This is a genomic window from Chlorogloeopsis fritschii PCC 6912, assembly GCF_000317285.1.
Taxonomy (GTDB): domain Bacteria; phylum Cyanobacteriota; class Cyanobacteriia; order Cyanobacteriales; family Nostocaceae; genus Chlorogloeopsis; species Chlorogloeopsis fritschii.
In genome coordinates, this window is the sequence record NZ_AJLN01000066.1 from 42167 (window position 1) to 62478 (window position 20312).

The 20312-nt window shown below is 39.6% G+C and carries 17 protein-coding genes and 1 pseudogene; 3 read left to right on the top strand and 15 right to left on the bottom strand.

What is annotated here, in order from left to right; translation table 11 throughout:
• Positions 1-51: 51 nt before the first annotated feature.
• From UYC_RS0111485 to UYC_RS0111495, 3 genes are all read right to left on the bottom strand, one after another.
• Positions 52-1293 carry a DUF445 domain-containing protein gene (locus UYC_RS0111485; RefSeq protein WP_016878828.1) on the bottom strand — a complete coding sequence of 414 codons (1242 nt, stop codon included), beginning with the start codon at positions 1291-1293 and terminating at the stop codon, positions 52-54.
• A 70-nt stretch (positions 1294-1363) separates the two neighbouring features.
• On the bottom strand, positions 1364-2056 hold the full coding sequence (gene ubiE / locus UYC_RS0111490; RefSeq protein WP_016878826.1) for a bifunctional demethylmenaquinone methyltransferase/2-methoxy-6-polyprenyl-1,4-benzoquinol methylase UbiE: 693 nt from the start codon (positions 2054-2056) through the stop codon (positions 1364-1366).
• Between the two features lie 173 nt (positions 2057-2229).
• On the bottom strand, positions 2230-3192 hold the full coding sequence (locus UYC_RS0111495) for a response regulator (RefSeq protein WP_016878825.1): 963 nt from the start codon (positions 3190-3192) through the stop codon (positions 2230-2232).
• A gap of 358 nt (positions 3193-3550) precedes the next feature.
• On the opposite strand from UYC_RS0111495, the gene UYC_RS0111500 reads away from it, so the two are divergent.
• Complete coding sequence (locus UYC_RS0111500) at positions 3551-4633, top strand: RuBisCO accumulation factor 1 (protein ID WP_016878824.1); 1083 nt, start codon at positions 3551-3553, stop codon at positions 4631-4633.
• A gap of 37 nt (positions 4634-4670) precedes the next feature.
• On the opposite strand, the gene UYC_RS0111505 is transcribed toward UYC_RS0111500, so the two are convergent.
• Complete coding sequence (locus UYC_RS0111505; protein WP_016878823.1) at positions 4671-7217, bottom strand: hybrid sensor histidine kinase/response regulator; 2547 nt, start codon at positions 7215-7217, stop codon at positions 4671-4673.
• A 128-nt stretch (positions 7218-7345) separates the two neighbouring features.
• Entirely contained in the window at positions 7346-8623 is a 1278-nt protein-coding gene (locus UYC_RS0111510; RefSeq protein WP_235083181.1) for a sugar ABC transporter substrate-binding protein, read from the bottom strand.
• Positions 8624-8929: 306 nt separating this feature from the next.
• On the opposite strand from UYC_RS0111510, the gene UYC_RS0111515 reads away from it, so the two are divergent.
• Complete coding sequence (locus tag UYC_RS0111515) at positions 8930-9388, top strand: MarR family winged helix-turn-helix transcriptional regulator (protein ID WP_016878821.1); 459 nt, start codon at positions 8930-8932, stop codon at positions 9386-9388.
• 177 nt (positions 9389-9565) lie between these two features.
• Positions 9566-10906 carry an SCP2 sterol-binding domain-containing protein gene (locus tag UYC_RS0111520; protein WP_016878820.1) on the top strand — a complete coding sequence of 447 codons (1341 nt, stop codon included), beginning with the start codon at positions 9566-9568 and terminating at the stop codon, positions 10904-10906.
• 1 nt (position 10907) lies between these two features.
• Here the strand turns inward: UYC_RS0111520 and UYC_RS0111525 are convergent, their stop codons facing one another.
• The 10 genes and pseudogenes from UYC_RS0111525 to UYC_RS0111570 form a co-directional block, all read right to left on the bottom strand.
• Positions 10908-12611, bottom strand: coding sequence for a glycosyltransferase family 39 protein (locus UYC_RS0111525; protein WP_016878818.1), 1704 nt, complete (start codon positions 12609-12611; stop codon positions 10908-10910).
• Between the two features lie 171 nt (positions 12612-12782).
• Positions 12783-15818: a type I restriction endonuclease subunit R gene (locus UYC_RS0111530; protein WP_016878817.1), complete on the bottom strand. Its 3036-nt coding sequence runs from the start codon at positions 15816-15818 to the stop codon at positions 12783-12785.
• 92 nt (positions 15819-15910) lie between these two features.
• On the bottom strand, positions 15911-16138 hold the full coding sequence (locus UYC_RS0111535; RefSeq protein ID WP_016878816.1) for a hypothetical protein: 228 nt from the start codon (positions 16136-16138) through the stop codon (positions 15911-15913).
• Positions 16139-16198: 60 nt separating this feature from the next.
• A pseudogene (locus UYC_RS0111540) lies at positions 16199-17121 on the bottom strand (Rpn family recombination-promoting nuclease/putative transposase).
• A 31-nt stretch (positions 17122-17152) separates the two neighbouring features.
• Positions 17153-17368: an antitoxin gene (locus UYC_RS0111545; protein WP_016878814.1), complete on the bottom strand. Its 216-nt coding sequence runs from the start codon at positions 17366-17368 to the stop codon at positions 17153-17155.
• 38 nt (positions 17369-17406) lie between these two features.
• Positions 17407-18747 (bottom strand): restriction endonuclease subunit S, encoded by a 1341-nt coding sequence (locus UYC_RS0111550; protein WP_016878813.1) that lies wholly within the window; start codon positions 18745-18747, stop codon positions 17407-17409.
• Positions 18744-19238 (bottom strand): PIN domain-containing protein, encoded by a 495-nt coding sequence (locus UYC_RS0111555; RefSeq protein ID WP_016878812.1) that lies wholly within the window; start codon positions 19236-19238, stop codon positions 18744-18746. Before UYC_RS0111555 ends, UYC_RS0111550 begins: the two co-directional genes overlap by 4 nt.
• A complete protein-coding gene (locus UYC_RS0111560) occupies positions 19239-19523 on the bottom strand; it encodes a UPF0175 family protein (RefSeq protein ID WP_016878811.1) in 285 nt (94 codons plus the stop codon).
• A 38-nt stretch (positions 19524-19561) separates the two neighbouring features.
• Complete coding sequence (gene vapC / locus UYC_RS0111565) at positions 19562-19996, bottom strand: type II toxin-antitoxin system tRNA(fMet)-specific endonuclease VapC (protein WP_016878810.1); 435 nt, start codon at positions 19994-19996, stop codon at positions 19562-19564.
• Positions 19989-20306, bottom strand: a complete 318-nt coding sequence (locus tag UYC_RS0111570) for a hypothetical protein (RefSeq protein WP_016878809.1) — start codon at positions 20304-20306, stop codon at positions 19989-19991. Before UYC_RS0111570 ends, vapC begins: the two co-directional genes overlap by 8 nt.
• Positions 20307-20312 lie beyond the last annotated feature (6 nt).

Sequence of the window (20312 nt, forward strand, 5' to 3'; positions counted from 1 at the left end):
AATTCAAAATCTAAAATCTAAAATTTCTAATCCCTAGTCCCTCGCCCCTAATTAAACATTATTAATCAACAAAAATGCTGCTTGAAATAACCCCACAATAAAGCCCAAAATACCACCTAAAGTCACAATTGCTTGCAATTCATTTTTAACAATTCCCTCAATAGCAGCTTCTAAATCTGCTGGTGAAGTTGACTTGACTCTATCCATAATCACCTGATCGATGGACAAAATTGGAATTGCGTTAGTCACAATCACTTCTAAATCTTTTTCCAAGTAACGCTCTAAGATTAAAGCCAATTCTTGACTTGCAACTTCTAAAGAAGTGTTTACAACAGGTGAGGTACTCAGGCGGTTAACTAATAAGACAGCAATATTATGCCAGTCAACTGAATCACTTAATCCTTGTAGGAAATCGCTACCGCGTGTTTGTAGGTATTGGCGAACACTTTCGCGTGTAGTCTTGCGCAGTTGCCGCACCGTACCTATAGGTAAATTTTGTAAAGTCAGATTTTGCAAGACATTTTTGAGGCGATCGCGTACTCGCAAATCTTGAATCCATTCCTGCAACAGCTGATTGGTAGCCTCTTTCTCATCCAAACAATAAGTGCGCAGGCGGGATAAGGTGTTGCGTAAACCAAACAGATTTGCCACTACCCAATAGGTACCGCTAGTTTTTTCTCGAAAGCTTTCATCTATAGTCTGAATCGTGCGATCGCTTAAAAAATCAATAATCGCTAACCGAATTGTCTCTGGTGGCAGAACAACTTGCAAAAGCCAATCAGCAAGGCGAGAAGCTTGTTCATCGCTCAGTTGAAATTCCAAAAGTATTTGGTCAAAAATTTGATTGATCTGGGCTTCTAAAAAGTCTTCCCGTCGCGCCAATACCTTCAGCAACCGTGGTAATGATTCCCCTAACAAATCCCGCAAAATGCCCGCCACAATCTTGGCTGTTTTCTGCTCTTTATCAGATTTGACTTGATCGATTGCCATTCTCAGCAACCAGAGAATTGCTGATTCCACGCGTTCTGGTTGTAACAATCGCCGCGCCAGATTCTGTAACTCCTCTGGCGTGAGCAGCGATCCCATAATCGTGTTAGAGATATTCTTAGCCAAGCGTTCCTGGTTGCGAGGAATCAATCCAGGAGTGAAGGGCAATCTTCGTCCGCCAATGTAAATTGCTCTATAAGGACGAAATAACATTTTAATGGCTATGTCGTTAGTGAAATAGCCAATTACTCCACCCAAGATTGGCGGAGATACATACAGCCAAAGATGAGACCAATCCAGATTCATTCAGTCATTAGTCATGAGTCATTTGTCATTAGTCATTAGCTAATCACTGATAACTAATCACTAATAACTATTAAGCTTTATTTACCACCAGCACTCCCATCATACCGTTCGCAATGGGGTAATGTGTGGCAGCTGTGAAACCAACTTTTAGAGCTATTTCTACTTGCTTTTTGCCTGTAGGAAAGCGATCTAAGCTGGGACTGATATAGGCGTATTCTTCCTTTAAACCCAATTGTTCGGCAATCGGCACCACCAGATTGCCCAAATACCACTGCTGAAAAGCTCTAGCTGTCGAATCTGTAGGACGATGAAAGTCTAAAATTGCGGCTTTCGCACCTATTTTCAGCACCCGATGTAATTCTTTTAAACAGCGAGGAATATCTGTTACATTTCTTAAACCGTAGCCCATCGTCGCAGCATCAAATTGGTTATCTTCAAAGGGTAAATTTAAAACGTCAGCTTCTACCCAAGCGATCGCCAAAGACGGATACAAATTTTGAGAGCGTGTTTGAGCAATTTCTAACAGCCCAGGTGAAAAATCTACTCCGTATACTTGTCCACTTGCTTTTACACGCCGTGCCAGCCGAAAAGCCAAATCGCCACTGCCGCAACATAAATCCAAGCAAGTATCTCCTGCTTTAGCTTCGCTCCATTTGACCGTCATTTCTTTCCAAATTCGGTGTTGTCCTAAGCTCAACCAATCATTCAACTGGTCGTAAACAGGAGCGATCCGATCAAAAATGTTGCGAATTTCGTTAGCCATTAGTCATCAGTTAGTAGTCTATAGTCAAGGATTAAGGTTCAACAGTCAACCACTTTAGACTATAGACTATTAAAGACAAGCTCACAGGCTCAAGCCTGGAGCTATACATACAAAGCCCAGCTCTGCAGACTTGATCTTAAGATGCCAGATACGTTTAACTGAACTGGATTGGCTTATGCAGCATGGGCTATTTGATGATAACGAACGGAACTAAGTACGATCGCCACCAGTTGTGCTGATAAATGAATCAGTTTGAGTTCATCTTCTCGTAAAGTGCAGGGTTTTTTCCATTGTAGGGACAATACCCCCAACACTTTGCCTGCCGAGGTAATTGGGATAATTAAATGTGCTTCTACACCAGTATTTGAGTAGTGAGCGACACCAGCCAATTTATCATCTTGAGGAACGTTAACTGAAACTTGCATTTGCCCAGTGGCGATCGCTTCAGTAGCCAAAGGATCTTGAGCTAGCCAGTTTTCTACAGAACCTGCACAACTGTAATTACCTTGAGTGGCAACTAGATTACTACCATCTACAATTTGCAAAATCGCTCCATCGACAGCGAAACTTTCACCAAAAGCCCTGGCAATTGAGTTTAAAGTCTCCTCTAAACTAAAATTATCCTGAGCAACCTGCACCAAAACTGCTAATAGCGCCATTTGGGCATTAGCACGACGCAATTCTTCTGTTCGCTGATTCAGTAAATCATAGGTTTCAGCTGCTCTTTGGACAACAGCCTTCAGTTCCCCTGGATCCCACGGTTTGGTAATGTACTTGTAAACTTGTCCAGCATTAATCGCTTCCACTAAGTCTTCAATATCGGTAAAACCGGTGAGGATAATTCTGACTGTATTGGGAAACTGAGGTACAGTTTTGCTCAAAAACTCAGTTCCCTTCATTTCTGGCATTCGTTGATCGGAGATGATAACTGCTACTTCGCCTTCTGCTGCCAAAACTTGCAGGGCATTCATACCACTATCTGCTTTAAGGACATTAAAATCCCGTCGGAAGGTACGATACAGCAGATCCAAATTATCCGGTTCATCATCAACTACCAATATTTTTTGTTTTTTCGGTCTCTCCAAACTCATCAATTGAAGGCGTACTTTATCAAATTCGGAAATGGGACTATCCATATAAGTTCTGTAAGTAATAGTAATTTAGTTTTAATTTATACTAAATAAACTTTATTTTGTCTAATCGGTGTTAGGCTTTAAAGCCATTTCTAAAAGCTCTATAATTAGAGATTTTAGAAGCTTAAACAATAAAAATGGCAATTTTTATTTTTTGTTTTTTAAGTGTAATTACTTAAAATATTATTAACACCTTTTTTATTCATAACTCATAATTTTGTTTACCGCTAGAGTTATGTGCAGAGTCTTACTTCTCCCCAGTTGCTTTGAAAACTATGAGTGCTAGTGCAGCACCAGACATAAAATAGATACTTGGTGCTCAAGTACGAATAGCCTTTTTTTGGAAATTTGCCAATCGCTTATGACTGACCTACCACCCAACGCTCACAATCAGATAGATAATGACAATGTCGCCCAAGAGTTGCTACGAAAATTGCGACAAAAACAAGGCAACTGGGTGGAATGGGGACAAGGATGTGCCTACTTACAAAAAGCTGGTTATAGTCCCCAGGCGATTTTTGAAGCTACAGGCTTTGAGCCATCGCAACAAAATCAGGTTATTGTCGGCTCGCAAGTTTACAATTCTTTAGAAAAGGAAGGAGCATCACAAGAGGTACTTTCAAATTATTCCCAGCGAGGCAGCGACATTTTGTACGAGCTGCGCTTGCTTAACCAACAAGAGCGTGCTGCTGCTGCTACACTCACCTGGCAACACAAACTAGATGCACTTGAGGCGCGGGAAGTTGCAAAGGCAATTAAAGATTTCTCTCGTTTCCGTGAATTGCCCCAAGGTTTTTCCAATCATCCCGGTGATGCGGTTGCCTATCAATGTTGGAAACTGGCGCGACAAAACTCAGATTTTCAAGTGCGATCGCGTTTAATTGCCAAGGGTTTAAAATTTGCACATACGCAACCTGCTAGGCAACAAATAGAACAATTATTAACAGATTTTACTGTTGTACCTAAAAAACCTGCACCAAGTTTACCGTTGTATAGACCAGAATCAGAGGAAGAAATGCCTCGCCTGGTACCAGTAGTAGGTGAGTTACCATTAACACCACAAGACCTACAAGCAGTTCCTTTAGTAGAAGAAATTGGGCCATTTCGCATGGTTAAATTTGCTGGAGAACAAGCTTGGGTTCCCTTACCTGGTTGGCAGCTGGTATTGGGTGCAGAAGATCCGGTAGTAATTTTGTGTAATAGCGATCGCCTACCAAATCAAACACAAAATACTGTAGAACCAGTAATGGTAGTTATTGATCGCGCTCAACGGCGATGGGATGCAATTAGCTACTTTGTGGTGAACAATTCTGGGGAATTAGATTTTCAGTGGTTTGAAACAGAACCAGAAGTTCCTTTATTAGGGCGAATTATCGTGATTGTGCGACCGAAGAGAATTGTAGATGAGGAAGTAACTAAGGATGCTTGGCAAATTGATGAGTAGTTAAAGCTCAAGATACTTAGTGATAAACATTTTTCTCTTACTCGCATTCTCCCTGGGTTAGTTCAAGAATTTCATCAAAGCAAAAATTACGTACAAGTTTTGTGAGTTTGTCTGCCAGGGCAGAATGAGTTTTGGGAATTAACTCAATCAGTTGAACAATCTTATCAGCATCAACTTCTAAGGCTGCTTGACACATTTGTTCTCTCCAAGAGGGGGGCATCACTATCAAATCGTCTGACTTGAGCTTGTTTTCTAATCTGAAGTTACTGTTATATACCTGTGTTTGTTTGCTCTCCTGCTGTTGGGTATAAATATACTTAACTCCTAAATGTTTAGCTATCTTCTCAAAGATAATCTGCTCTTGGAAAGGTTTGCGGACAAAATCATCACAACCTACAGCTAGGATGTTGGCTCGCTGTTCTTCAAAGGCACTGGCAGTCAGAGCGATGATGATCGTGCGGGAAGAAGACACGGCGGGTAAGTTATCCCCATCTTGTTGATTCCTCTCCATTGCCTTAATCTGCTTGGTAGATTGATAGCCATCCATCAAAGGCATTCGCATATCCATCCAAATCAGATGGGGGTGCCACTGCTGCCAAATGGTGACTGCTTCTTGTCCATCACTTGCACTGCAAGTATCAAAACCAACGCTTTGCAACAATTGTACTAACAGTTCCCGATTCTCCTGATGGTCATCAACTACAAGAATTCGGTATGCTGGTTCGTTATTAGCAAGCCTGAGAACTCGTCTTTGAGTTGTCTGAGCAACTTCTTCTGGTAATTTAGCTATTTGGACTTGTACATCAAACCGAAAAATAGTTCCCTGCCCAAAAGTACTGTTGCAACAGAGTTCTCCTCCCATCAACTGCACAAACTGGTGGCTAATAGCTAGTCCCAGCCCAGTACCTTCCTTGATTTGAACACCACTGCTAGTTTGCACAAACGGTTTAAATAAATCTTTCATTTCTTCTGGTGCAATTCCGCATCCAGTGTCTTCAACCTCGAAAAAGAGGAAAGGGAGAGGGAGAGAGGGGGGGAGTGGGGGAGAATTATTCCCCGTGTCCTCTTCAAGTGTCCCTAGTCCCCAGTACCTAGTACCTAACTTTGCTCGCAGCGTCACTCCCCCAGCAGAAGTGAATTTAACAGCATTACCCAAGAGGTTGATTATAATTTGCCGTAATTTACCTTCATCAGTAACGATAAACTCAGGTAAGTCAGGTGCAAGCTCAAACTGCAGCGATAACTGTTTTGCTTCAGTTCGCACCAAAAACATTTCCTGCAAAGTTTGTAAAAAAGTTCTTAAATTGAAAGGTACGGGCTTAAGAGCAACACGTCCTGCCTCAATTTTAGACATCTCCAAAACGTCGTTAATTAAACCCAGCAGGTGTTTGCCACTACGGTTAATGGTAGCTAAAAATTCACATTGCTTTGGCGTAAGAGCAGGATCTCGCTCCATAAGTTGAGCAAAGCCAAGAATGGCATTCAATGGTGTGCGTAATTCGTGGCTCATATTGGCTAAAAATTCGCTCTTAGAGCGATTAGCAGCTTCGGCTTCCTGAGCTTTCATCTCCAGTTTGTGGCTGTAGTTCTCTAACTGCTCGCGCGAAATTTTTAACTGTTGTGTAAGCCAATTTACTCCAATTATTAGAAATATCACTGATACCAATCCTACTGCCACAATCGTCCCTGCTAGTTGGCGAGCCGGAGCAAAGGCTTCTTCTTGATGCATTTCCACTAGTAAGGCAAGGTCTTGGTCATTGAGCCAGCGATATACTCCAATCACTGGCACTTTCGCATAGTTAAAATAAAGACCGTAACCACTTACTCCACTCATTGCCGCATCAATGCCTTGACTGCTAACTCCTTCAGCAAATTCCTGCCTGTTGTCATTCTCTTTAGAAATAAAAGTATTTCTCGTCACCATCGAACCAACTAAGTAGGTTTCGCCACTTTTACCTAAACCTGTACGTTCTCGGACGATGCGATCGATTCGGTCTAGGTTCAGGTGAGCTAGAATTATACCCTTGTGTTTTCCTGTTACATCGCGCAAAGGTGTTGCTAAGGTGACTGACGGTTTACCAGTAATAGGTGAAACATAAAAAATGGGAGCAAAGGAATCTCCCAGTTCAATCTTTTCAACGTAAGTCACGTTACCTAAAGGTTCATATCGACCTTCGTGTACTTTGTTAATTGATAAAATCACTCGATTACTGCGATCGAGAATAAAAATCTCCTTTAGGCTGGGTTTGAGGCGATTTACCTTAAGTAAGTATTCAGAGAGAACTTTGTAAGCAGCTTGATAATCTGGAGCAGATTTTGTCTGGCTCAAAAGTTTATTTACATTCGATTTTACGTCTGGAAGCTTAGTCACAAGCAGAAAATCTCGCTGTTGATCTTCAAACCAGCGGGTGATTTCTTCTTCTTTGAGCGTTGCAGTCACATTCAGTCGATTGAAAGCAGCTTGTTTTAAAGCCTCTCTCGCTTTAAAAAAGGCAACTCCTCCTACTACACCGACACTTACTAAGGATAGGAGTAAGAAGGAACGAGTAATATTAGTGGTAAAGTATTGGTTCCAAAACTTCATAAGCTATGAGCGCTTTGTTCCCACTGAAGATTTATCACCTTTTTTAATCTTCACGCAGGCTGTTGATTTTTTTACGCAATCAAAGATAATTTTCCAGATTGTTAAATTTATCTTTTAATTTTTGGCTTTTATATTGCTTGCTGCCATTGCTCAAAAATTTGCTTGATCCGCGCAATTATCTCATCAGCTGCTTGTTCTGGAGATAAACCATCTGCAATTATCCGATTGAGAGCTTTGCCCCAAACGTTCTCTTCCAAAACTAAGCTATAGGCAGGGTTTTGAGTACTATAAAATAAGCGCGTTTGACCATCAGTTAATGTTTTGGCAACAGTCGAAATATGCGGATCGGCAGGATTAGTCCAAAAAGGATCTTTCCAAATTGGTTTAAGTACTGGAAAATTCCTACCTCCAGCAGCTTTCAGATAATCTCCCATTACCTCTGGTTGTATTAAATAGGTAAGAAAGTCCTTGGCTATTTTCTGGTTTTGAGACTGGGCAAACAAAACTACTTCTTTAAGAGTAACTAAATGACGCATCGAACTGGCATTAGGTTTGTTAGGAAAAACTATAGTGCCTAAATTGTTGCGATAAGTATCATCATCTTGGCGTACAGCGCTAGGAATTGAGAGTGTAGGATTGGGTGTCATAACCACAACACGGTTAAGCAAGTTGCGATTATTATCTGGATTTAACCACTTCACCGCTTCGGGTGGTACATAATCCTCTTGGTAAAATTTGGCATACCAGTCTAGGCTATCAATAATACCTTGACGAACTTCGGGATCGTCAACGCGCAGTTGACCTTTAGTATCTAAAATTTGAACATCGTATGCTTCTAAAATCTGCTCAAACAGGTAGTAAGTATCTGAAGCTCCAACGGAAAAAGGAAAGCCTAATCCATAAATTTCCTTTTTTTGCTGTCTGCGCAGATCAACCTGTACTTGTTTCCAGAACTCCCAAAAGCCAACCCAATCTTTGGGAATGTCGCTTTCTTTACGACCAACTTGTTTGATTAAATCCCGCCAGTAAAATATTTGAATAGTTGCTTGGTGAATCGGAATAGCATAGTAGCTCCGCTTTTTATCTACATTGTTATACAAATGAACGGCTTCCAGTACAGCCTTAGAATAAAAACTTTTGACTGGTTCAATTACATCTGAGAGATCTGCGAGCTTGCCAGCCCAAGCAAGACGCGGATTTAACTGCCTTTCAGCTATTAAACTTATCATCAAATCGGGCGGAACACCCGCTCGAAGCGCCCTTTGTGATTTCTGTGCTAGCTCGTCATCATTATAGAAAGAAAGCTTGATTTTGTTACCAGTTTTTTGCTCCCAGCGCTTCACAAGTTTTTGGAGTGCTTCATCCTCTTCTAAAGTAAAGCCTTTATCCCACCAAATCTTCAACACTGTATTGTCATTAGATAACTGAGTGAGTGAGGACGATTCTAATTTAGAGGTGCTAGTACAGGCAATAATTATGAAGCAGAGTATTAATGCTATTAGCACATCCTTATAAGTTTGCTTAATTCTTCGCAAACTCCTAAGGTTTTGAGCAATTTGACCGATTCTTATTTTGAATAACATAGATATAGAACTCACATTCTATATAAGTAGATACCCTATTTAATGCCTCTTAGCGCTAAACTAACCCAGCTACGCTAATTCCACATCAAACACTTGACAGGGAAAAAGAGTGTATATACACTGATTGTTATGCAAGACCAAAATACTCAGTTAACTTTATGTAAAAAAGTCGCCGCTACCTGTACCTGCTTTAATCTGCGCAAAGCATCGCGCGTTGTCACACAACTTTTCGATGAAGTGCTACAACCAAGTGGATTGTTAGTGAATCAGTTTACACTTCTCGCTGCTATCAGCATAGCTGGATCGGCACCAATCACGCGCCTTGCACAAGAATTAGTCATGGATCGAACTACATTAACACGCAACCTCAAGCCATTAGAAAGACAGGGATTAATCCAGATAGAACCTGGCAAAGATCAACGGATGCGAGTTGTAAGTTTAACAGCTGAAGGTTATGCCGCTTTAGAAAAAGCACTTCCCCTGTGGGAGGAGGCGCAAACTCTTGTGGTAGAGCAATTAGGACAACAAAGATGGAGCATATTGTTAAAAAGTTTGTCTGATACCGTTTCCACCCTCCAAAAAAGCTAATTTTTTTGATTAATAAGTGTATATACACTCTTTTTTTCTATTAGCACTTACCAAAATCTCTCTAAAATCCTCCTTCCTCAGTGTTCTCCGCGTACTCTGCGGTTTGTTTATTTTCCATAACTCCTGCGTAAGTCCTGTCTATTTCCCTTAAACTTTGTTTTCACAGGATGAATATATATGCCAAAATTCGATCACCATCCGACAGTGAGACGTTTTCGCGAACAAGTACAGAGCAATGATTCCAAGTCTACTTCTGTGATTGATGCTGAGTGGTTACGCAATCTTTGTTTAGCAGCTGGGGCGGATGATGTGGGTTTTGTCGAGATTGAGCGATCGCAAATTGCCAACCAACACCAAGACATTCTAACAGCCTTTCCGCCGACAAAAACTCTGATTAGCTTTGTATGTCGGATGAACAAAGAGAATGTTCGCAGCCCGGCACGTTCTGTTGCCAACGTAGAGTTTCACAGTACAGGTGATGAAGTTAATCATGTTGCTCGTGAAATTGTCGCTGCTCTTGAGCAACAGGGTGTACGAGCCTTAAATCCAGCAATGGGTTTCCCAATGGAGATGGAGCGCTTCCCAGGCAAAGTTTGGGTGATTTCCCACAAACCCGTGGCAGTGGCAGCAGGCTTAGGACATATGGGAATTCACCGTAACGTCATTCATCCTAAATTTGGCAACTTCATCTTGTTGGGGACAATTTTAATAGATAAGGAAGTAACTAAATACAACCAACCCATCGACTATAATCCTTGCTTGGAGTGTAAATTATGTGTCACAGCCTGTCCAGTGGGAGCAATTGGTACAGATGGGCACTTTAACTTCTCAGCTTGCTATACCCATAATTATCGGGAATTTATGGGAGGATTCACAGATTGGGTAGAAAATATTGCTGAAAGTAAGAGTGCCAGAAATTACCGTCAAAAAGCGAGTAGTGCTGAATCAGCATCAATGTGGCAAAGTCTTTCTTTTGGAGCAAACTATAAAGCTGCTTACTGCATGGCTGTTTGCCCGGCGGGAGAAGATGTGATTGCTGCGTTTTTGACAAATCGGAAAGACTTCATTCAAGAAGTAGTCAAGCCTTTAGAGAATAAAGAGGAAACTATCTATGTCGTTCCTGGCTCTGATGCGGAAGCCCATGTAAAACGTCGGTTTCCTCATAAAAAAGTAAAAAGAATTAGCAATGGATTACAGCCAAGTTCGATCCGCGGATTTCTCCGTGGTTTACCGCTAACCTTTCAAAGGAACCAATCAGAAGGTTTAGATGCAACTTACCACTTCACATTCACAGGTGCGGAGGAATGCAAAGCGACAGTAATTATTAGGGATAAGAAAATACAGGTGCATGATGGGTACGTTGGCAATGCAGATATTCATATTACTGCTGATAGTGATAATTGGCTTCGCTTTCTAGCCAAGGAGCAAAACATAATCTGGGCATTGCTGCGAAGGAAGATTCGCGTTAAAGGTTCACTCCGATTACTTCAAGCTTTCAGCAAGTGCTTTCCATCCTGATCTAAAATTTCTCACCACACCGATAAAGTTGATAGGGAACACCAACACGATAATGCTGTTTGACATCTATGTTGCAAACAGTAGATTGTGAAAGTAGTACTTGTTGTGGATAATCACGGCGTTTAATTCCAGGAGCAACAACCCATAAATTGAGGTTAGAAGTGGTTAGATTAGGTAATTGAGAAAGCTTTGCCCATATAGATTGAAAATCAGGTGATTTTTGGAAAAAAGCAAAATCAGTAGACGCAAATGGGATATGAGATTTGGATACTTTCTCTTTCCCATTTCTAACTGTTTTTAATGCTAAGGCAAAACTTAATCCCAATGCTACATCCTGATAATTTCCATATCCCACCACAACCATCAGTGGTGTAGAAGGGTTTTGGTTCATCGTTTGAGCTACTTGTTCTGGTATAAATGGTTTGAGAAAAACTAAGTTAGAAACAACAAAAACACAACTGATAAAACTTACAAAGAAAATAGTAATAATTGAATTATTTTTAATTTTTAATTTTACTTTTTTAGTAATTATTAGGCTGGCAGCAACAAGAGCACAGAAGCTGGGATAGTAGACAAAACTATAGCGAGGAATAGCCGTAATATCTTTTTCTAAAAAATAGGCAATAGCAAAAAATTCTAATAAAATTACAACGAAAAAACTTAAAAGTGTAAGTGTAGCTAAATGAGTTGTCGATTTACACCATAGTTGTCTTAATCCTTTACAAACTTGCCATCCCAACCAAATCCCAAAACAAAGCATGGATACTCCCGATAGGATAGCGATCGCAAGAGGCTGTCTTTCAACAGGGAGAGCAATTACCATCAGTATCCAGTTCAGTAAGGTTTGATAAAAAGGGGCAATATGATTTGGAGAATAAAGCCAATCAGTTTCAGGACGATGATAATCTCTTAATATCACTGGTAGCCAGGGCAAAAAGCTCAGTGTAAGTGCACTAATAGATAAAATTGATGCTAACCAAACTGGCAATTGATTTGTAATATTTGCCCTATACAGGCACAATAAAACTAATAATATTCCAAATTCTGCAATGAGAGCAAGAATAAAAAAGTAGTGAACATAAAGACCAACAATATTAATAATTGTCCAACTTAACCAAACCCACAATCTAATTTGTTGTCGCTGAAAAATATCTAATTGGATTTGTATTAATCCCAGTAATGATAAAGTGATTAATAGCATGGGTAAAGTGTAGTGCCTTGCTTCTTGGGAAAGGTAAACAGCAAAAGGCGAGACTGCCATTAACATTGCTGCTTTTAATCCAGCCGCTTTAGAAAAAGCAAGACGATTGAGACAATAAATAGCCGCGATCGCACCCACACCAAACAGAGCAGGTAGCGATCGTAATTTAATTATCCAATTCTCTCCTAGAGGGGCGAACAAACCCAGCCAACTATACATCCAGCAAAAAAATAACGGTGGATGAGTAGACTGATTAGCAAGATTGTGGGCTATTTGAGCACAACTTTTCCCTGGTTGATAAGTAAAAATCTTCTGCAATTTTTCTATAGGTAAGACTACGTCTAAAGGCAAGTCATGGAAATTTTTACCCAAGCTGAAGATGGCAGTAATCACTTCATCCATCCACAGAGGTTTTAAGTCCAAATTGTAAAAGCGCAGGATGATACCGAGGGCGATGACTCCGGTTAAACCTAAATAATGTAGATAAAATCTGTGATTTATCATTTGTCAGTAGAAGCGGTTTTAATCAGATATCTTATCGCTTCACTAAATAACAAAACAACGTTTTTTTGCTTTCTTGGTTTAGCGATTTCGCTTTTAGTGATTCCCGCATCTCGTCTCAACACCAAATTTGGATTTAGTACATAAATTCGCTGACAATGTGCCAAGTGCTATTCATAAATTCTCACTTTTGATACTTTCATAAATACTAGATAGTAATTTTTCAAACACAATTGCTTTAAATTCTTCATTGTTCATCACTTGCATAAAGATTTTTTCATTACCGTCCATGCGTTCGATAAATAGATTTTCAATATGCTTTTCTAGAACTGGGGCAAAGTTTTCTTTTGTATTGACTTGAGCCGCTTGTTTGATAGAGTCATTAGCGATCGCTGTTTCGGTGATTTGCTCGAAAAAAAGTTGATCGGCTGGAGTAAAGTTAGTACCAAAACGTTCGTTAAGAGAATCAATCAGCGCGGATAAGGGTACTTCTTTATCTAGCTGCCGAGTTCCGAGTGCGATCGCACCTCGTAATGGTTCTGCTTTACCTTCGTTTAAATCAATTTTTCCTTGACTGATTTTTTCAAGGCGATAAAATTTCAGTTCTATATCCCCAGATAAATCAATTTTTGGAGCTTGGTTACTATGGGGTAATTTCTTTAGTAAGAAACGCCCATAGGCATAAAGCTTTTCCAGTTCTGAATCTTGATAAGGGATAATCTGGGCAAGGAATAAATAAAGATTGCGGAAGCTGGTAAGCTGGCTTCTAAATTGTTCTTTATCTGGGTCTGGGAGGACTTTATAATTTTCAATAATGGGGTCTAGTAATGTATTTAATTTTTTGTGTTCGCTTCCGGTGAGGGAGGTTTTCGGGCGAAACCAAATTTCACACCACTGCTTGACATCGTCTTGGCTAAAAAGTTGCCATTCATAAAGTTGGTAAGACAGCTCATTTAATTGTTGCGGCTCGGCGGTTTCTCCTATGGGGGTTTCTTCGTAGTAGGGTTTAAAGGCTTGGTAGATGTCTTCGGGTTTGTTGACAAAATCTAATACGAAAGTGTCTTCTTTCCCTGTGGTGGTACGGTTGAGGCGGGATAGGGTTTGAACGGCTTGAACTCCATCGAGTCGTTTATCAACAAACATAGTATGGAGCAATGGTTGATCAAATCCGGTTTGGAATTTGTTGGCGACAAGCAGCACTTGATAGGCATCGCTGGCAAATTTATCGGGAATTTCTGAAGTTTTAATGCCGCCATTCATGTTGACTTCAGTAAATGTTTCTCCGGGGAACTCATCAAGGGTAATCGAACCGGAAAAGGCAACGAGAGATTTAATATCGCTATAGCCTTTTTGTTTAATGTATTTATCAAAGGCGAGTTTGTATTTAACGGCGTGTTCGCGGGAACGGGTGACAACCATTGCTTTGGCTCTACCCCCAATTTTGTGGCGGGTATGGTTGCGGAAATGTTCAATGATGATTTCTACTTTTTGGGCGATGTTGTGCGGATGGAGTTCGACAAATCGAGCGATCGCCTTGGCTGCTTGGCGACGGGGTAAGTCGGGGTTATTTTCGCAAGTGCGAACAAGTTCGTAATAGCGTTCGTAGCAGGTGTAATTTGCCAAAACGTCTTTAATATAGCCTTCCTCAATCGCTTGGCGCATCGTGTAGAGATGGAAAGGGGCTTTACCATTCTCCCCTGGTTGATCAAATATAAGTAGAGTTTTGTGTTTGGGGGTAGCGCTAAAGGCAAAATAACTGAGGTTTGGTTGTTTGGTGCGGGTGAGTTGTTCTTTGAGGAGTTGTTGTTTAGCCTCATCAGTCAGATCGTCTTCCTCAAGTTCATCTTCTAGGAGTTGGGCGGCGATCGCTGATTCGATACCATCTTTATTGAGAATTTTGCGGAGTTCTGTGGCGGTTTCTCCGGTTTGGGAGCCGTGGGCTTCATCAACGATGACGGCAAAGCGTTTATCTTTGGTGGTAATGTCTATGGTTTTACCTTTTTTCGCTAAAGTCTCAATGGCTTTAGTAATGAAAGGGAATTTTTGAATTGTAGAAATGATAATAGGTACACCGTCGCTGAGGGCTGTGGCGAGTTGTTGGGTGTTTTCGTCAATTTTCTGGACAACTCCCGCTTTATGTTCAAACTGATAGATAGTGTTTTGCAGTTGTTGATCCAGTACGGTGCGATCTGTGATTACGACAACGGTATGAAAGATTTTTTCATCTTGGTTGTCATGGAGGTTGGCTAGGCGATGGGCTAACCAAGCAATAGAGTTTGATTTTCCCGATCCTGCCGAATGCTGAATCAAATAATTATGTCCGGCTTTGTGTTGTTTGGCGTGGTTTACCAGTTTACGCACCACATCAAGTTGATGGTAGCGGGGGAAAATCAGGGTTTCTTTTTTCTGGTAATTAACGCCAGTGGCAGTGGGAATTTTGGTTTCTTTAATTTCGATGTGGAGAAAACGCGCCAATATGTCCAAAAGACTATCTTTTTGTAAGACTTCTAGCCAAAAGTAACTGGTGCGATATTCTTCATTATTTCCGGGGGGATTGCCTGCACCGTGATTATGTCCTTTGTTGAAAGGTAGGAAATGGGTACTTTCTCCAGCGAGTTTGGTAGTCATCCAAACTTCTTCGGTATCTACGGCGAAATGGACTAAGCACCGTTGTTTAAAGGTAAATAGGGGATCTTGGGGATCTCTATGGTGTCTGAATTGGTGAATGGCGTTTTGGTAGGTTTGCCCGGTGAAGGGGTTTTTGAGTTCGATAGTTGCGATCGGTAAACCATTAATGCTGAGGAGAATATCGGGAATACCTGCGGTTTTAATTTTGACTTGGCGGGTGATGGTGAGGCGATTTTTTTCGTAGAGTGCCAAGGTTTCAGGGTTCATGCCTGTATTGGGCTGAAAGTAGGCGACTCGCAGGGTTTTGCCGTAGCATTTGAAGCCATTGCGGAGAACATCGAGCATTCCTCGGCTTTTGAGTTCTTTGGTGAGGCTATCTATAATAATTTTCTGAGCATCGCTGGGGTTGGTGTTGGCTAGGCGTTGCCATTGCTTGGGTTGGGTGGTTTGAATAAAGTTGATGATTTCTGTGGGAAAAAGGGCTGTATCTGCGTCGTAGTCGCCTGGGTTGCCTTGGTGGTAGCCACTGAGTTTTAAGAGTTCCTGTTCAATGATGTCCTCAAATTTGTCTTCCGTGTGCATGATTGGTGAAGTATAAACATAATTAAGTATAAATGTGAATTAATCAATGGCTAGAAAGTCTCTTTAAAATATTTGTGTCAATAACAATTAGCTTATGATTCATCGACGAGTAATTCTTCTAGGATTTCTTCTGTTAATCCTTTGGCTTGAGCATTTTTACCAATTTTGTCAAAAACACTAAGTAAATCTCCATCTTGCTTTTTTGCAGATTTTTTCTTGATTTCTTGGATAAGTTCTTCTTGTACTTGTTCTGGAAGTTGTAAAACAAGATTCAGAATTTGCTCAAAAGTTAGAGTAAGTTGATAAGTTTTTTGAGTCATGATGGTTTCTGTGCTTAAGGAATGGAGGCTTGGTACATCTTGATTTAAACTACGACAATATTAAAGATTATAGTTGTCTTGCTGGTCTAACCAATTTATGAGGTCTTCTAAACATTGGAAATCAAAAATTGCATCTGCTAGGTTTTCTAATTGTTCTAAAGATAAATCATTAATACGGTTTTCCAAGGTAGAATCAATATTATTAAAGCGCCGTTTTACTAGCTTTTTAATAATTTTTTGTTCTCCTTGTTCAATTCCTTGTTCAATTCCCTTTTGCATCCAACTGGTGACAATTTCCATGATTTGTTCCTCTTCAACTAAGTTGGCTTGTTTTAGTTCAGTCTCAAGTTCTTGTTCTTCTGTGGCGTTTAATCTGAGATAAGTATCAATAAAGCCGGAAATTAATTCTATTTTAGCAGGATTTAACTGTAGTGTTACTAACATCCTTAAGCATTCTAGTTTCACTCGGACTCTTTCTTCTGGTTTAAAGTCCATTTTTGCCATTAATGCGGCAGCTACGGGGTTTGGTTGATTTAAAAAATTGCGCCAATTCAGGTTATTTAGTTGGATGGCAAAGTAATTAAATTCTAGTATTTTCCTGTTAGGAAACTTAACTGTATATTGGCTTTTTTCAGGGCGTTTTGGTTCGTCGTAGGAGAAGATAACTATAGGAAAGATTGGCACTAAATATTTAGCATCTAAACGAGCGAAGTAATGAAACATCCGCCGTTCAAATTCTTTTTGATTGTATGCCTGATTTTCTAAATGTATGAGAAAATAACTGTCTTCTCCTCTCCATTTTACTTGTGCTAATAAGTCTATTCTTCTTTTATCTCCAGTTGTAACATCGGTAAATATTTCTTCTGTTAAAAAGGTGAGGCTGTCTTGGGCAACATACTCTAAAACTTCTGGAAAAATAGTTCTATAAATTCCCAAAAGAAGGTTTGGATTAATTCTTTAAAGAGTCTATTGTGCTCTATCATTCTTCATCAGATTTGAGCCAGTTTTCTACTTTTAAATTGGGTGATCTACGTCGGGAAACTCTTCATCCAATGGTTCAAGGTTAGAAAGGGTTTCGAGGAGGGATTTTTTCTTGTAGGGTTCTATGATAAGTTTTCCGTCTTCTTTTCGGATGATAACTTCTGAGGTTGATAGGGTTAATTCTTGGGGAATAGGTAAGGTTTGAATGTTTCCTTGTTGAATGAGTTTAACGTGATATTCTGTAGACATTGTAATTCTCCTAAGTGTAATTTATTAGTTAATTGGGGTTAGGGGATAGGGATTTGCCGCACATCTATCTTACCTGTGACGGCGTTGGTGATAAGGGCGGTGCGATATTCTTTTAATAGTTCAATGGCTTTTTGGATTTTGGCTTTTTGCTGGTCGATTTCGGATATTTTTTTGTCTAAGTATTGAACAATTTTTTGTTGCTCTTCTAAATTAGTAACTAATATATTTATTTTTCCAATAATTCCAGCACTGAGATTCATTTGACTTGACTCATTTCCTGTATCTCTAATATACTTATATGCACTTATCAGGAAGTAATATAAAAAATAAACATTGAGATTGTTTAGAGGACATATAGCGAGACAAGCCTGATTGAATGCTGCTTCAATTTTTAAAATGGCTACTCTTCCTCGTGTGTTACCTTGCCCATACATTGCCATTAAAAGTGTTTCTGGTTTAACTAATGTAGTAGATGATGAATTTAAACCTTCTGCTGAAATATATTCTTCTGTTGAATAAATATCCTGATAATTCACTTCACCTGTCTTTACCCAAGGAATATCACCTTCCCAAAAATCAGGATTGTTTCTGTCTGGTGTTCCGCCAGATATAATTTTACAAAAATAGTTAAGTTTTCCTCTTTTCCAATTTTCAGGAATTTCACCTATCCACTCAATACCAGAATCTTTCATCGGGACGTTTGGATCTAGCCCTTTGGTAACGGCGTGACTGATGAGGGCGGTACGTTTTTCGTCAAGTTTTTCAATGAGGGTTTCTTTCTTGGCAATCAGGTCGTCTATTTGTTTGGTTTTATAATCGAGGAAGCGGGCGATCGCTTCCTGCTCATCCAATGGGGGAAGGGTAACCCAAAACTCTTTAATTTTGTCTAGGTGTAAATTAGTAACAGTATTTGATTTAGCACCAATATTAATTTGTGTTTCTGTAAGTTTACCTAACAAAGAATATTGTAAAAATTCAACATTTACTTTTTGTTTTATAACCTTAATTAGACATAAACTAACAAAGATACTAAAATCAAAATCCCAGTCAACGACTCTAGGAACTCCTATTGTTCCATTTTTAGAATATAGTAAATCTCCTCTCTCTGGTTTGCATCTGAGAGATAATGTATTGTGTTCCTCTTCGGGAATAAATTTAATATTATCCAAGCTAAGAGAATTATTTTTTGCCTGAACAATATCAGTAACTCTTAAAAATGGTATTCCTTCACTAACATAAGTTGGGGTGAAATGTGCGCCATCAATAATTCGATTAGTTATATGTTTAAGTCGAATAGCTTGCCAATGCTCAGGAATCTTCCCCAACCACTCAACACCAGAATATTTATACTTTTCATAACCCCGATACTTACCCATCATTCCCCTTGATTTTCCTCAGCCAAAGTCAAAACCTGCACATAAAGCCGCTCTGAAATTCTCATTCCCTGTAACTGCATCTCATCCAAAACATCCTTAACACTGTCCAATAAGCCCCGACGCTTTGCTAACAATAAAATTCCCATAGTACCAATTAAAGGTAACTTTCGAGTCATAGCTACCTTTCTCGCCGCCTTTTCATCAATCAACAACTGAGAAGCCCCAATTTCTTCCGCTAAAGCAATAGCTTCTGACTCTCCCAAATGTAAATTAAAAGACTTTTGTAACTCCTCAACCACCTGCTGATTACCTACCGTTACAACCTCCAACCAAGATAAATTCTGTACAAATTTAGCTGCTGGATGCTGACCTATCTGTAATTCATTAAATACCCCCTGCGGAATCATAACTTTACCAAAAAGTTTTGGCAATAAATCAAGATGCTCTACCTTAGCTAACTCACTAATTGGGGTGGTATCAGAGACAATTATCATTTAAGAATTTTGCTGATTTAACATTAATTCTGCTTGTTCTACTTCTTGCTGTAATTCCTCCAAAGTCTGAGAGTCATCAAAAATAGAAATACCCCATTTATTCATCATTTCGATAACTTCTATCCGAGAAATACCAAGGATTTTTGCTGCCCTGCTACTGGTAATTTCTCCTACCTCTAATAAAGCCATTACATACCCTTCCTTAGCTTTGTGTAAAGCCTTTTCCCGAATCTCTGCCGAAAGCTGAATACTTTCCAAGTCTTCATCTGAAATTATTAAAGCCATTGCTAAAATCTCCTAACTTTACATTTTTGTTTGAATCCTTAAACGATTTCACCCAACTCTCCTTCCCAATCTTCAATTTGCAACCCTGCAATTCTGCTAAATTCTCTAACATTATGAGTCACTAACATTAAATTATTTGCCAAAGTAATAGAAGCAATTTGGATATCATTTGAGCCAATCGGAGTTCCATTTTTTACTAAATCTGCGCGAATATTGCCATAAATTTCCGCACAGCGATCGTCAAATGGTAGAGATACAAACTGCTGCAAAAAAGTTTTTTGAATCTTCAAATTTTTTTGAGTATTATTGCTTCTCATAGCCCCATAAGATAATTCTGCTTTCACCACAGAACAGACTGCTATTTTGTCAACCTCTAAATTGTCAATATAATTCTTAATGCTAGGCTTTCTACCATTCAGATACATAATACAAACATTCGTATCTAGTAAATAAATCAATGAAGTTCTATTCATCAAAAACTCCAATCAAGTCATCATCCATATCATCAGAAATTCCTAGATCGTCCTCTACAATATCAAGATCGGGACAAGCACCATAGAAATTAAGTATGCCCGCAGAATGAAGCATATTTTTCTGTTTTAAAAATTCCTTGAGTTCAGCATCAGAGAAAAAATTGAGCATATCTTTTAGCTCATCAAAATCAATTAATCCATCGCGAAAAGCATCTAATACAAGATTAGCAAGTATTTTTTGTGGTAAATTGCCCCATTTATCTTGTATTTTTTCCGTTAACTTATCTGGTAAATCAATTGTGATTTGCATAGTATG

Coding starts and splice junctions, on each gene's coding strand:
- UYC_RS0111545 (WP_016878814.1), bottom strand. CDS start 17,368: ATGTCTACAGAATATCACGTTAAACTCATTCAACAAGGAAACATTCAA.
- UYC_RS0111560 (WP_016878811.1), bottom strand. CDS start 19,523: ATGGCTTTAATAATTTCAGATGAAGACTTGGAAAGTATTCAGCTTTCG.
- vapC (WP_016878810.1), bottom strand. CDS start 19,996: ATGAATAGAACTTCATTGATTTATTTACTAGATACGAATGTTTGTATT.
- UYC_RS0111530 (WP_016878817.1), bottom strand. CDS start 15,818: ATGCACACGGAAGACAAATTTGAGGACATCATTGAACAGGAACTCTTA.
- UYC_RS0111525 (WP_016878818.1), bottom strand. CDS start 12,611: ATGATAAATCACAGATTTTATCTACATTATTTAGGTTTAACCGGAGTC.
- UYC_RS0111485 (WP_016878828.1), bottom strand. CDS start 1,293: ATGAATCTGGATTGGTCTCATCTTTGGCTGTATGTATCTCCGCCAATC.
- UYC_RS0111535 (WP_016878816.1), bottom strand. CDS start 16,138: ATGACTCAAAAAACTTATCAACTTACTCTAACTTTTGAGCAAATTCTG.
- UYC_RS0111500 (WP_016878824.1), top strand. CDS start 3,551: ATGACTGACCTACCACCCAACGCTCACAATCAGATAGATAATGACAAT.
- UYC_RS0111550 (WP_016878813.1), bottom strand. CDS start 18,747: ATGATGGGTAAGTATCGGGGTTATGAAAAGTATAAATATTCTGGTGTT.
- UYC_RS0111570 (WP_016878809.1), bottom strand. CDS start 20,306: ATGCAAATCACAATTGATTTACCAGATAAGTTAACGGAAAAAATACAA.
- ubiE (WP_016878826.1), bottom strand. CDS start 2,056: ATGGCTAACGAAATTCGCAACATTTTTGATCGGATCGCTCCTGTTTAC.
- UYC_RS0111515 (WP_016878821.1), top strand. CDS start 8,930: ATGCAAGACCAAAATACTCAGTTAACTTTATGTAAAAAAGTCGCCGCT.
- UYC_RS0111495 (WP_016878825.1), bottom strand. CDS start 3,192: ATGGATAGTCCCATTTCCGAATTTGATAAAGTACGCCTTCAATTGATG.
- UYC_RS0111520 (WP_016878820.1), top strand. CDS start 9,566: ATGCCAAAATTCGATCACCATCCGACAGTGAGACGTTTTCGCGAACAA.
- UYC_RS0111555 (WP_016878812.1), bottom strand. CDS start 19,238: ATGATAATTGTCTCTGATACCACCCCAATTAGTGAGTTAGCTAAGGTA.
- UYC_RS0111505 (WP_016878823.1), bottom strand. CDS start 7,217: ATGAAGTTTTGGAACCAATACTTTACCACTAATATTACTCGTTCCTTC.